Origin of the sequence: Paenibacillus sp. UNC499MF (genome assembly GCF_900107975.1) — a bacterium.
GTDB lineage: Bacteria > Bacillota > Bacilli > Paenibacillales > NBRC-103111 > Paenibacillus_F.
Genome location: NZ_FNVF01000001.1, coordinates 735,486 through 747,894 on the forward strand (window position 1 = coordinate 735,486; position 12,409 = coordinate 747,894).

13 protein-coding genes are annotated in these 12,409 nt (G+C 54.9%); 12 read left to right on the forward strand and 1 reads right to left on the reverse strand.

The window, feature by feature from the left end; all coding sequences use genetic code 11:
* Positions 1-70: 70 nt before the first annotated feature.
* Genes C4S74_RS03365 through C4S74_RS03390 form a run of 6 tightly spaced genes read left to right on the forward strand, consistent with a single transcriptional unit; the run spans position 71 to position 4,475 of the window.
* Positions 71-454 (forward strand): FixH family protein, encoded by a 384-nt coding sequence (locus tag C4S74_RS03365; RefSeq protein WP_103993928.1) that lies wholly within the window; start codon positions 71-73, stop codon positions 452-454.
* Complete coding sequence (locus C4S74_RS03370) at positions 451-1,818, forward strand: nitrous oxide reductase family maturation protein NosD (RefSeq protein WP_103993929.1); 1,368 nt, start codon at positions 451-453, stop codon at positions 1,816-1,818. Before C4S74_RS03365 ends, C4S74_RS03370 begins: the two co-directional genes overlap by 4 nt.
* The gene (locus C4S74_RS03375) at positions 1,815-2,384 is read left to right on the forward strand and encodes a nitrous oxide reductase accessory protein NosL (protein WP_103993930.1); all 570 of its coding nucleotides are present in this window, start codon (positions 1,815-1,817) and stop codon (positions 2,382-2,384) included. The genes C4S74_RS03370 and C4S74_RS03375 overlap by 4 nt, the downstream gene beginning before the upstream one ends.
* Entirely contained in the window at positions 2,381-3,199 is an 819-nt protein-coding gene (locus C4S74_RS03380) for an ABC transporter permease (RefSeq protein ID WP_103993931.1), read from the forward strand. The genes C4S74_RS03375 and C4S74_RS03380 overlap by 4 nt, the downstream gene beginning before the upstream one ends.
* Positions 3,192-3,932: an ABC transporter ATP-binding protein gene (locus C4S74_RS03385; protein ID WP_103993932.1), complete on the forward strand. Its 741-nt coding sequence runs from the start codon at positions 3,192-3,194 to the stop codon at positions 3,930-3,932. The genes C4S74_RS03380 and C4S74_RS03385 overlap by 8 nt, the downstream gene beginning before the upstream one ends.
* Before the next feature lie 6 nt (positions 3,933-3,938).
* On the forward strand, positions 3,939-4,475 hold the full coding sequence (locus tag C4S74_RS03390) for a peroxiredoxin (protein WP_258042355.1): 537 nt from the start codon (positions 3,939-3,941) through the stop codon (positions 4,473-4,475).
* A gap of 144 nt (positions 4,476-4,619) precedes the next feature.
* Here C4S74_RS03390 and C4S74_RS03395 read toward each other — a convergent pair whose 3' ends face one another.
* Positions 4,620-5,609 carry a BadF/BadG/BcrA/BcrD ATPase family protein gene (locus C4S74_RS03395; protein ID WP_103994260.1) on the reverse strand — a complete coding sequence of 330 codons (990 nt, stop codon included), beginning with the start codon at positions 5,607-5,609 and terminating at the stop codon, positions 4,620-4,622.
* Between the two features lie 295 nt (positions 5,610-5,904).
* On the opposite strand from C4S74_RS03395, the gene C4S74_RS03400 reads away from it, so the two are divergent.
* From C4S74_RS03400 to C4S74_RS03425, 6 genes are all read left to right on the forward strand, one after another.
* Complete coding sequence (locus C4S74_RS03400) at positions 5,905-8,358, forward strand: type IA DNA topoisomerase (protein ID WP_103993934.1); 2,454 nt, start codon at positions 5,905-5,907, stop codon at positions 8,356-8,358.
* Positions 8,359-8,373: 15 nt separating this feature from the next.
* A complete protein-coding gene (locus C4S74_RS03405) occupies positions 8,374-9,045 on the forward strand; it encodes a uracil-DNA glycosylase (RefSeq protein ID WP_103993935.1) in 672 nt (223 codons plus the stop codon).
* Positions 9,046-9,219: 174 nt separating this feature from the next.
* A protein-coding gene (locus C4S74_RS03410; protein WP_374755384.1) for an IS3 family transposase occupies positions 9,220-10,382 on the forward strand; the annotation gives its coding sequence in 2 pieces (ribosomal slippage) (positions 9,220-9,484 and positions 9,484-10,382; 1,164 coding nt in all).
* A gap of 175 nt (positions 10,383-10,557) precedes the next feature.
* Complete coding sequence (locus tag C4S74_RS03415) at positions 10,558-11,037, forward strand: hypothetical protein (protein WP_103993936.1); 480 nt, start codon at positions 10,558-10,560, stop codon at positions 11,035-11,037.
* A 161-nt stretch (positions 11,038-11,198) separates the two neighbouring features.
* Positions 11,199-11,795 (forward strand): NAD(P)H-dependent oxidoreductase, encoded by a 597-nt coding sequence (locus C4S74_RS03420; protein WP_103993937.1) that lies wholly within the window; start codon positions 11,199-11,201, stop codon positions 11,793-11,795.
* A gap of 51 nt (positions 11,796-11,846) precedes the next feature.
* Positions 11,847-12,227, forward strand: a complete 381-nt coding sequence (locus C4S74_RS03425; RefSeq protein ID WP_103993938.1) for a helix-turn-helix transcriptional regulator — start codon at positions 11,847-11,849, stop codon at positions 12,225-12,227.
* The last annotated feature ends 182 nt before the right edge of the window (positions 12,228-12,409 follow it).

Consider the following 12,409-nt stretch of genomic DNA (forward strand, 5'->3'; position numbering starts at 1 on the left):
CTGTTGAGTCATATTAAAAAGGGCATTCGCGTGTAAGAATAATGGAAGCGAAAGGAAAGGAGGCATTGCCTTGCTAAAACCGATCAGCCGAACTCTGTTGGCCGTTCTTCTGGTACTTGCCGTCACGGCTTGTTCGTCCGCTCCGCAGGGACAAGACCCGGCCAAAGTCAAAATCGACCTCGTCACCCAGCCAGCGCCGGTCACAAAAGGCGTGAAAGCGGTAGTTACGGCAAAGATTGCCGGATTAACCACCCAGGAAGGGGCGAGGGTTCAGCTCGATGTCCGTCTGGCGGACAACAGCGGGCTGCCGGAACTGCTCGATGCCAAGTCAAGCGGGGACGGAAACTACTCGATAGAGAAAACATTCGATCAGCCCGGCAAATACGCCATTTACGTGCATCTGTACCAGGGTGAGCTTCACATCACCAAGAAAAAGGAGCTTGAAGTATCATGAAGCTCCGCCTGATTCCCCTGTGGCTGTGCGTCTGCGCCGCGGCAGCCGCCGGTCTCTGGCTGCCCGGCCACCGGGCGGGCGCGGCTCCGGCGGACGATACTGCCGCCCGGACCGCCGTGCTGCAGCTGCTCATCGACCGTACGCCGGCCGGCGGCCTGCTCAGGCTCCCGCCAGGCTCCTACGAAGGTCCCGCCGTTATTACCCGTCCCATCGTGATCGAGGGACAGAACGGCGCCGTCGTCGGGAACAAGGAGGGGAGCGGGAAACCCGCCATCACGGTCGGGGCGGACGATGTTACCCTGAGCGGCCTGCAGATCGTACAGGACGGGAAAGGGGCGTCCTCCGACACGCCGGCGGTGCTTGTCCAGGGAAGCCGGACATGGCTTCATTCGCTGGATATCCGCACCGGAGCTTTCGGCATCCTGCTGCGGGATACCGGCAATAACCGGATCGAGAACAATTCCGTCGTCCGAGTCGGAAGCGAAGCGGCCAAGCTGTCCGAAAGACGCAACGGCATTGATCTTTTCAACGCGCACGATAATATCGTCTCGGGCAACAAAGTAAGCTCCATGAACGACGGCATTTATCTGGAAAGCAGCCACAGGAACAAGGTGGAGGCCAATTCCGTCGAGCATTCCCGGTACGGGATTCACTGCATGTACACGAAGGGGACCGTCGTCCGCGGCAACACCGGCATATACAACGTCACCGGCGCCATGATCATGGGCGTCAAGGAAGCCGAGGTATCCGGCAATTCCTTTACGAAACAAAGCGAGAGCGTGAACTCGCAGGGCCTCTTGTTTTTCGATGTACATAACTCGAAGGTAACCGGCAATAAAGTGGAGGGAAACCGGGTCGGCCTTTATGTCGAGCAGTCGGGCTCCAACGATTTCACGGACAACGACGTGCTGCAAAATTTCGTCGGCGTCCAGTTTCTGGAATCGGAAAATAACCGCTTCACCGGCAACCGGTTTATCGGCAATGTGATCGAAGCCGAAGCGGATGCGGGCGAGAGCAACGCGTTCAGCGGAAACTTCTGGGAAGCGATCCGCGGTCTGGACAGCGACGGGGACGGCCGGAGCGAGCTGTCGTATGCGCTGAATCCTTTTTTTCAAAGACTGACGGGGGATGTTCCCGCTTACCAGCTTTTTTTCCAATCGCCGGGGATGCAGTTTCTCGAAGGCATGTACACATCCGGACGTGAAGGCTGGACCAAGGATGAAGCGCCGCTGATGAAGCCCGGAACGGGAGCGGAGCAAAAGCCGGAAAGCGGAGTGACAGGGAATACGACTCTGTTATTCGGACTTCTTCTGCTGCTGGCATCCGTCAGTACAATTTATTATGTGGGGGTAAAAAGAGTATGAAAAAAACAGGATTGTTTTTGCTGAGTGTACTGCTGATTATGACGATGTTGTCCGCATGCGGGAAAGCAAAGGATCAGGCGGAGCCCATCAACGAGGAGACGGATAAATGCGCAATCTGCAACATGCAGATTAAAGACGACGCGTTCGCCGTCCAGCTCAAAACGAAAGACGGAAAAACCTACAAATTCGACGATCTCGGCTGCATGAACGAATGGAAAGGGAAAAATGCGGCGGATTCCATCCAAGTCCAGTTTGTCCGGGATTACAACAACAAGGAATGGATCAAGTATGAGGATGCTGCTTACGTATACGATCCTTCTTTCAAATCCCCGATGGCCTACGGCGTCTATTCGTTCAAGGACAAGGCGGAAGCCCAGAAATTCGCGGACAGCCAGAAAAAAGGCAAAGTGATGACGGCGGCCGATCTCGGCAAGCACACGTGGGAACAGAACAAAAGCATGATGAACATGGGCGGAAGCCATGACCACAGCATGACGCCGGAGGCGGGCGGCGAGAAAGACGCTCACGGCGGCAAAGCCGGCGACCAGGGAACGCACGGCAAATGAACGTGCTGACGATCGCGTTGCGCGAAGTGAAAGTCGGGTTTAGAAACCCGTGGGCCTATTCGTTTATGGCCCTCTTTTCTTTATTCAGCCTGTCCTTGCTCCTTATTAACGCCCAAAGCTTCGTACAGGGCTATTCAAGCTCCACTTCATCCATGCTGAATCTGATCTTATATTTACTGCCGCTTATGGCGCTTCTGCTGGGCTCGTTTTCGTTAACGGCGGAGAAGGAGGAGGGGAGCTGGCAGCTTCTTTCCACCTATCCGCTTGCTACCTTTGCGTTTATTGCCGGAAAATACACGGGGTTAACCGTTGTTATGCTGACTATCGTCGCGTTCGGGTACGGGCTGACGGGCGTGGTCGGAGCGTTGACCGGCAAAGGGCTGCAGCTTGACACGCTCGGTTTGTTTTTCGCCTTCTCCACGGGGCTCGTCCTGCTGTTTCTCGCCCTCGCGCTCGTGCTGGGCACGTTAGCGAAAAACCGCTGGCAGGCACTGACCGCAGGCGTGGCGGTGTGGTTTTTCGCGGTGATCGGCTGGCCGACGCTGCTGATTGCCGTTCTCGGTCTGCTTCCTTTCGTCTGGATCAAAAGCGCGCTGACGGTGCTCACGTTCCTGAACCCGGCGGAGCTGGTGCGGCTGTTCGTTGTCGTGAAGCTCGGCGGCGGGTCGGCACTGGGCCCCGAATATTACGAGTGGGTCCGCTGGATCGCCCGCCCGGAAGGAACCTTGATATTCCTCGGCTTATGCCTCGTCTGGATTGCCGTATGCGCAGGCCTGGCCAACCTGATCTGGGAAAGGGGGCGTTTTCGTGGCTGAGAACGTAGTAACCGTATCGGATCTGCACAAAAAAATCGGCAGGCAGCACATTATCCATTCGGTCAATCTCCGGATAAACAAGGGACAGGTGCTGGCCCTCTGCGGCGGGAACGGAGCCGGGAAGAGCACCATTCTGCGCATGATCGCCGGAATTTCGCAGCCTACCGCGGGGAGTATCGAGGTGAACGGGCGCAAATGGAAAGAAAACCGGATGGCCTACGCGGAGCAGATCGGATATATGCCCGACGACTATTCTTTCGGACAGGGATTATCTGCGGAAGAAACGCTATCGTTCTGGGCTTCGCTGCGAAAGGTTTCCAGAGCGAGGGTACTGGAAACGCTGGAGCTGGTCGGATTGGCCGATGTGAGGCGCAAGCCGGTCGGCTCTTTCTCCAAAGGCATGCGGCAGCGGCTGCTGTTCGCCCAGGCGCTGCTGGCCAAGCCGGCGCTGCTCATCATGGACGAGCCGACGAACGGACTCGATCCGTACTGGATGGATTCCTTTGTCGAGCTAGTCCGCTACGCGCGGGCGGAAGGCCATGCGGTGCTGTTCTCCACGCACCAGCTTGGCGTGGCGGAGTCGGCGGCCGACCATGTCGTCTTCCTGAAAGAAGGGCGCATAGCCGAAGAGGGGACGTCCGGGTCTTTCAGGGAAGCATACGGTCCCCAAGGGCTGCAGGCGGCCTTCTCCAAGCTGTTCGGTTATCGTACCGGCGGGGACGGCGGGATATAGCGGGAGGTGGGAAGTTTGACACATAAGCTGCGGCGGGGAGCCGTCCTGCTTATCGCAGGGCTTATAGCGGCCGCTTTGGCATACACTTTGTACCGTGCGGATTCACGGGACACGGCGGGTGCCGTCCGGACCGGCGAGGCGGCCCCTGATTTTACCGTTACGGGACTGGACGGCCGTTCCGTCTCGCTTTCCGACTACCGGGGCAAAGGTGTCCTGCTTAATTTCTGGGCCTCCTGGTGCGGTCCTTGTACCCATGAGATGCCCCGCATGAATGAAGCTTACCTCGAAGGAATTGCGGACGTGGAAATTATCGCCGTCAACGTAGGCGAATCGAGAGGAACGGCGAATGAATTCGCCTCGCAGAGAAACCTTGCTTTTCCCGTCCTGCTCGATCCGAGCGGCGAAGCCGCCCAAAAATACCGGGTTGTCGGACTTCCGGCCACCTTCCTTATCGATGCGGACGGCAAAATTGCGGGAGTCCGTCCGGGTGAGCTGACCAGTTCTTCGGAAGTGAAGAAGCTTCTGGAAAGCTTGGGCAGATAAGAAAAGCCGGGCTTCGGGTTTAACCGGCCGTCTTCCGGTTGTTTGCAGCCGCATTTAAAACTCCGGACCGCGGAAGGTCCGGAGTTTTCGTCTGTTCGCCGCAAAGCTTCCGGCGTGGTCGTGACGGTGGCGGGCTGCAGAGGATCAGCACCGGCAGGCGGGATGCCGCCGCAGATTATCGAGCAGCTCCTCCGTGAGAGGAATGCCGAGGCTGCGATACCCCATCAGCAGAGCTCCGGCTGCGGGGGAGAAGGCGGGCGGCTGCCAGCGGTAGGTCTTGTGGTTGCCCGCGCTTAATTTTTCCGGCAGCTTTTGCCTGAAATAAGGGCTGTTCACAACGCTTCCGGCGGCCGCTACGTAAACCGTCTCTCTCTTAAAATAGGAGCCGAGCAGCCGGGTGCCGACCGAAATCTGGTGGACGGCCCGATCGCAGACCGTGCGGGCCAGCCGGCTGCCCCGTGAAGCCTCGCTCGTGATCAGCGGGGCCAGTTCTCCGAACTTTTTATTGCGCGCCTTGGTATCGGGAAGGAATCCGGCGCATGCGAGCTCGGAATAGCTTTCCAGCGTTTCCAGGCCCCAGTGCTCCAGCATGCCCCGGACCAAGTCCGCATCCGACTCGTCCGTATTGCCCGCGAGTGCTTCGTACGTGGCGTCATAGGCGAGAAACCGGGCCGCGCTGGAAGCGTAATGATGCAGATCGTAATTGCGGATGTGCCGGTTATCGTCCGTAACGGCCAGAATGATCGAACCTGTCCCCGAAATGACCATGATCCCCGGCTCCGACAATAAAGCGCCGCTGTGGGCGACAACGGCGTCGTTCACCAGCTGACGGGGACAGCTTAAACCTTCCACATCGGTAAGCTCTCGAACCCAGGGCAGATCGGATTCGGAATCGTATCCCGCCATCCCGGCGGTCAGAGAGGCCGCTTGTTCCAATGATCTGCCGGCCTGCTCCACGGCTTCCCGTATAGCCGCATGAACGTTTTCCTTTGCTTCGTCGTCCTTATGGATGGACGAGGCGCCTTTTTCCGTATAAGCAAGCACATTTCCCGCCAAATCCGCCGCAAGAACACGGGTATGCGTGCCGCCGCCGTCCATTCCGAGAAGAAATCTTTCCGTCGTCAACGCTGTCATGGTAACCCCCTGCCGATAATAATCTTTCAGAGCGATCATAACCCAAATTCCAGGCTCTGGAAATGTGCGGGCGCAAAAATTTTTACAGGACGGACAGGACCTGACGCATACAGGGATTTCGGAGGATTTTTCCGGGATGAAGCTCTTCCTCCCCGTGCTCCGTCCCTTGCAGGGTTTCTTCCGGGCCGATATACTGAAGTGTACGAGAAACACGGACTGGTGCCGGAACGATACTAAAGAGGATGTCTTGCCCGCGCGGAAAAGGCGGCGAGATACATAGATAGGAAGATAGCCTTTGAAAACACTCGTGATTGCCGAAAAACCGGATATGGGGCGGACGATTGCCGCTGTCATCGAGCCGAAGGCGGCGAACAAGCGTACGTATATCGAGGGATCGGATTATATCATTACCTGGGCCATAGGACACCTTATAGAACTTGCGGAACCCGATAAATATGATGAAAAATACAAGAAATGGCGCTTTGAGCATCTGCCGATTATTCCCGACGAATTCAAGCTGCTCCCGAACCCCCGGACGAAGGATCAGCTCAAAGTGATCAAGGAACTGGCCAAACAATGCGATAAAATCGTCAACGCCTGTGACGCGGGGCGCGAAGGGCAGCATATTTTCTCGCTCATTCAGCGTCATCTGAAATTGAAGCAGCCGGTGAAGCGCTTGTGGATTTCCGATTTGACTGCGGAAACGATCCGGAGCGGCTTTCAGCAGCTCAAGGACGGCTCCGATTTTGAAAATCTGACCAGAGCGGCAAGAGCCCGGAGCGAAGCGGACTGGATCATCGGGATGAACGGGTCCCGGGCGTTTACGACCAAGCACAACGTGCTTTTGTCCGTCGGGCGGGTTCAGACTCCCGTGCTGGCGCTCATTTACGACCGTCAGAAGCTTATCGAAGATTTTTCCTCCTTGAAATTTTACGAGGTGGAAGCGTTTTTCGCCCAGGAGCAGACCGAATACCGCGGATTGTGGCAGGGAGAACGCATTACCGACCCGGCCAAGGCCGAGGGCATTGCAGCCAAAGTCAAAGGAAAACCCGCACGCGTCGCGTCTTACGAAGTCAAAGATACGAAGGAATATCCGTTCAAATTGTACGATTTGACGCTCCTTCAGCGGGAGTCCAATGCGAAGCTCGGTTTTTCGGCTAAAAAAACGCTGGACGTGGCTCAGGCGCTCTACGAGAAGCATAAAGTCATTTCGTACCCGAGAACGAACTCGAACTACGTGACGGAGCAGAACATCCCCGAGATGCACAAAACGCTGTCGGCTCTCCAGGGAACGTCCTACGACGAGCAGGTCCGCCAGGCAAACCGGAATCTGGTTCACAAAAACAATAAAGCGATTTGCAACCCGTCCAAGGTAGAGGACCACCACGCGATTTTGCCCACCGGCAAACGGGCGAACGGGCTCTCGGCGGACGAGCAGAAGGTGTACGATCTGATCGTGCGCCGGTTTTTGTCGCAGTTTTATCCGGCGGCCGAATATAAGGTGCATACCGTTCTGACGGAAGTGGAGAAAGAAACGTTCAAGACGACCGTCAAGGAGCTGCTGCAGCTTGGCTGGAAAGTGCTGTACCCGGAGTCCAAGAAAGACGGCAAACGCGCTAAAACGAAGGATGAGAAGGGTAAAGAAGAGGAAGAGGCCGAAGAAGAAGAAACGTCCGAGCCATTTTCTCTTAACGCTTCTCTCGGCGCTCACTGCAGGGATGCGGCCGCCAAGGAGAAAGAGACCCAGCCGCCTAAAGCTTTTACGGAAGGCACGCTGCTGAAGGCGATGGAAAGCGCCGGCAAGCAGATCGAGGATGAAGAGCTGCGCGACGCGATGAAAGATTCCGGTCTCGGGACACCGGCTACCCGCGCGGCGACGATCGAGCGCCTGAAGCATGTCGGCTACGTCACGATGCAGGGCAAGCGCATCACGCTTACGCCCAAAGGGCGGACGGCCGTGGAGCTCATCCGAGCGGCGGGTGTGGAGCTGCTCACTTCGCCGGAGATGACGGGCCAGTGGGAACGCCGGCTCAACGAAATCTCACGCGGACAAGCGTCCGATGAGACGTTTATGCGAAATGTCAAAAAGTTCGCCACGCTCATCGTCGATAAGGTCCGCGTCCAGAACCGCGCGGCGAGAACCGCCTTCGAGGGCGACGAGCCCGCCGCAAAAGCGGGCGGACGGGCCGCGTCCGCCAAGACCCGCCGGAGCGCCAAAGCCGGCGGCACGGACGGCGCCGCCGCGGCAGCCGCGCCTAAGGCGCGCGCGGCGGCAGGCACCGCGGCCCGCGGAAGCGGCGCTCCGGCAGCACGGGCGGCTTCGGCCCGAGGAGGGGCGGCCGCCGGCAGCGCGGGACAGGCGCGCGTGCGGGAGACGGCGGGAGGCGCGGCTGACATGCCCGCGCAGCCCTCCCGGACCGCAGCGGGACAGGCGGCGGGCCGGGGAGCTCCGGCTGCCGCTAAACCGGCGGACGGGCCGCGCGTGGTGGGAACATGTCCGCGGCCTGGCTGCGGCGGAACTATTTTTATGGGTAAGAAAGGATATGGCTGTTCGCATTACAAGACCGGCTGTACCTTCGTGATCTGGAAGGAAAGCTTCGGAAGGAGCCTGACGGATGCCCAGGTAAAGGCGCTTCTGGAAAAAGGCAAAACCGCCAAGCTCAAGCTGGAACGGCAGGGCGGAGAGGAAGTTTCCGCCAGACTTGTGCTTGCCGATCCGTCGACCGGAAGACTGGAAACGGAGGAATAGGAAGGAGACGAGGCTATGACGATCTTGAAGAATGACTGGGCGGAATTGCTGGCGGAGGAATTCGAAAAACCGTATTATCTGAAACTCAGGGAGTTTTTAAAAGGGGAATACGCGGAACGGACGATCTATCCGGAGATGCACGATATCTTTAACGCGCTTCACTATACGGCGTTCAAGGACGTGAAGGCGGTTATTTTGGGACAGGACCCTTATCACGGCCCCGGTCAGGCGCACGGCCTGAGCTTTTCCGTCAAACCGGGCGTACCCACCCCGCCTTCCCTTAAAAACATGTTCAAGGAAATGAAAGAAGATATCGGCTGTCCTCTCCCGGGAACGGGGTATTTGAAGCATTGGGCCGACCAGGGCGTGCTCCTTCTGAACACGGTGCTGACGGTGAGGGCCGGCGAAGCGAATTCCCACAAGGGCAAAGGGTGGGAGCTTTTTACGGATAAAGTCATCGAGACACTGAACCGCAAAGAGACACCCGTTCTTTTTATTTTGTGGGGAAGCCACGCGCAGTCCAAAACGCAGCTCATCGACTTGAACCGGCACGGCGTCATTAAAGCTCCTCATCCGAGCCCGCTTTCCGCACACCGGGGATTTTTCGGCAGCAAGCCTTATTCCAAAGCCAACGCATGGCTTGCGGAGCAGGGAATCGAGCCGATTGACTGGTGTCTGCCGGAATAAACGGGAGGGCATGTAAAGCGCACTTTTAGATTTATTTTATATACAAGGCAAGTTTATTCGGCGAATCCGTCATTCGAAAGCCGCGCGCATTGGTATTATCCCCTTTTAGTAGACATGAGAAAAAAGACATCTGGTAAGATGAACTTAATCATGTCAAAAGAAGGGGATTTTTTCATGGCTAAAAAAGGACAAACTTTCCGGCGGTACTCCTTGGAATTGAAATTGGAGGTGGCCCGGCTGGTCAACGAGGAACATATGAGTATACGCGAAGTAGCGACACGTTTAAATATTCAAAATAAATCTCAGGTACAAGTATGGGCAGCAAGAGCGAAACAGGGAATGAGTCTAGAACCTGCTACATCCAAACAGGGACGCCTTAGAACAAAGTTTTCCAGTATGGAAGAAGAGATAGCATATTTGCGGGCGGAGATTGAATACTTAAAAAAGCAGTATCCAAATCTACACAAGGAGTGACGAGTAAAGCTGCCAGATTTCAAATCATAGAGGACCTGCGAGCACGCCATGGTCTGGTTTGGCTCTTGAAGCTAGCTGCGGTTTCCCGCTCAGGTTATTACAAGTGGAGAAAAAGCAGATCCGCGGCAAAAGAACGTCGATACAAGGAACATGAATTAGAATCGCATTTGCTTGCCATCCATCGCGTACATCCCTATTTTGGTTATCTTCGAATGACGGTAGCTTTACGGAGGGAAGGTCTTAGGGTCAACCACAAAAAGGTGTACCGATTAATGAAACAATTAGGCATCTGTTCTGTCATTCGAAAGAAACGTCGATTCTTTGGAAAACAAGCTTCTGTGGTGAATCCAAATCGGCTTGAGCGCCAGTTCCGGGCAGATACGCCTCGAACTAAGCTAGTTACGGACATTACCTATATCCGTGCTGGAGAACATTTTGTGTATCTCTCTGTCATTCAGGATTTATACAATAACGAAATTGTAGCGTGGCATCTTTCTGAACGAAATGATCTCGCTTTGGTTCATGAAACGCTGGATAGACTCCGTCAGCACGTGGACTTGAGTGGCGCAATCCTGCACTCGGATCAAGGATTTCAATATACCTCGAAACCCTTTAACCGTAAACTGAAACAGCTCGGCATGCTAGGCAGCCACTCCAGGCGTGGAAATTGTCTAGACAATGCCTGTATCGAGTCCTTCTTCTCTCATTTGAAGACCGAGAAAATATACTTGAATAAGGCGGCCGACAAAGCAGAGGTTGAACAGCAAGTAAGCGAATACGTATTGTTTTACAACCAAAACCGATTCCAGAAAAAACTAAACGACCGTTCCCCGGTAGAATACCGGGAAACGGCCGCAGCTTAAATCTTGTCTTTTTTGTACTGTCTACTTGACAGGGTTATGACCACATGCGCGGTTTTTTTGTTGATTCCGCAGGGCTGTATTTTTCGTGCGACTAAACCTTCAAACTCACGTATATGTAAATATATGGTTGAGAATGGTGTGGGAATAACCGTCACCGGACATAAAGGAGTAGAGCATGATTAAAAAAATCGGGCTTGTGCTGCTGCTTACGATTGCCGCAGGTATCATTCTTTACAACTGGAACGAGTACAGAGAAAAAAGTTTGGCGGATGTAATACCGCTTCAAGCCGGTGAATTTACTTGGATGGGCTTTAGCGAAAATAGGCCCATGCAGGATGATAAACCGTTTGAATGGGGAACGAAAGACAAGGAGCCGATGGAGGAGCTTCTCGCGTTTTTAAACCAGTATAGAGTGAAAAAAAAGCATGTCGGCTACGAAGCATTGAGTCAAGAGGTTACGGCCTTGATGAACTCCGGGTCCGCTTTCCATTTTGAACTTGTGCGTGATAAAGCCGAAACAGTTTTAATTTACGCAAATCACAATACCGTTTATGTTTTGACGGACCGCTTGTACGAAATTAAAAACGGGCCGATTAAAAGGGAATGGATCGGCGCCTTCAATGAAAAATACCGGAAGATTTACAGGGATTCTTAAGCCTTCGCATGAAGGCTTTTTTTGTTACGGATTGATCAGCAGAAATTTTCGGTTGACAAAAAGAAGAAGGAGGGGTATCTTTGGTTTAAAGGTTTAAAGGTTTAAATGTTTAAACATATAGACATATAAATGTTAGTAATGATCTTACGGAGGTTTTTCTTATGACAACACAGGCACCGTCACGCGTCTTAATTATTCAAGGGCATCCCGACCGGGAGAGCTACTGCACCGCTTTGGCGGAATCGTATCGCAAGGGGGCAATCGCAGCCGGAGCGGAGGTCCGTTTCGTCCAGATCGGCGATCTCGATTTCAATCCGAATCTGGCTTACGGCTACAGAAAGCGGACGGAGCTGGAGCCCGACCTGCTTGAAATTCAGGAGTCGATCCGGTGGGCGAATCATGTCGTGTTCGTGTATCCGACCTGGTGGTGGACCATGCCCGCGCTTCTCAAAGGGATGATCGACCGGGTATTTCTTCCGGGCTTCGCTTTTAAGTACAAGAGCAAGGACTCCCTCATCTGGGAAAAACTGCTTAAAGGGAAGAGCGCACGCCTCATTGTGACGATGGACACTCCCGTATGGTATTATCAGACTATAAGCGGAAGTCCCGGCCACAAGGCGATGAAGAAGGGGACCCTCGAATTCAGCGGATTTAAGCCGGTACGCGTCACAACGCTCGGACCGCTCAAATTATCCACGGCGGACAAGCGAAAGTCCTGGCTGGACAAAGCCGAGCATCTCGGTCGCAAGCTGATCTAGCGTCCTCACTCCACACCCTGCGGCCGCATCGATGAAGAAAGATGTGATCGTATGAGCGGAACAACTGAACAGACTACTATGGAATACTTCGAGCAGTGCACGAATCTGTTCCGGACATTGGGAGATCCGGCCAGACAGCAGATTATTTTGCTGCTCGGCAAGCACGGGCCCATGAACGTCAAAAGCATCACGGAGCATTCGCACCTGTCGAGGCCGGCCATTTCCCATCATCTCAAACTGCTCAAGCAGGCGGAGATCGTAACGATCCGTCAGCAGGGCACGGAAAAATACTATGCGCTTGATGCCGGGTCGGCCATGAAGCTCATGAAAGATCTTATCGCGGCATTCGAAAAAGAATGCCCGCCGGAAGCGGCGGGCGGAGAAGAAGGCGCGGGGCAGCCTTGCGAAGGCGGCGCCGCTGCCGAACGTTAGATGCCGTTCATGCCGCCTGAGGAGCCAGACTATTCCGGCGGCATGAAAGCGGGAAAAGTGCGGCAGGGCGGCAGTGCTTCGGATGAGAAGTAAGGAAGCAGCATGTAAGCAAGAGCCAAGCAAGAACGAAGCAAGAACAAAGCAAGAACAAAGCAAGAACAAAGCAAGAACAAAGCAAGAAC

Excerpts from the sequence above, each read along its gene's own strand:
- C4S74_RS03415 (WP_103993936.1), top strand. The coding sequence starts at position 10,558 with ATGATTAAAAAAATCGGGCTTGTGCTGCTGCTTACGATTGCCGCAGGT.
- C4S74_RS03395 (WP_103994260.1), bottom strand. The coding sequence starts at position 5,609 with ATGACAGCGTTGACGACGGAAAGATTTCTTCTCGGAATGGACGGCGGC.
- C4S74_RS03405 (WP_103993935.1), top strand. The coding sequence starts at position 8,374 with ATGACGATCTTGAAGAATGACTGGGCGGAATTGCTGGCGGAGGAATTC.
- C4S74_RS03420 (WP_103993937.1), top strand. The coding sequence starts at position 11,199 with ATGACAACACAGGCACCGTCACGCGTCTTAATTATTCAAGGGCATCCC.
- C4S74_RS03425 (WP_103993938.1), top strand. The coding sequence starts at position 11,847 with ATGAGCGGAACAACTGAACAGACTACTATGGAATACTTCGAGCAGTGC.
- C4S74_RS03380 (WP_103993931.1), top strand. The coding sequence starts at position 2,381 with ATGAACGTGCTGACGATCGCGTTGCGCGAAGTGAAAGTCGGGTTTAGA.
- C4S74_RS03375 (WP_103993930.1), top strand. The coding sequence starts at position 1,815 with ATGAAAAAAACAGGATTGTTTTTGCTGAGTGTACTGCTGATTATGACG.
- C4S74_RS03370 (WP_103993929.1), top strand. The coding sequence starts at position 451 with ATGAAGCTCCGCCTGATTCCCCTGTGGCTGTGCGTCTGCGCCGCGGCA.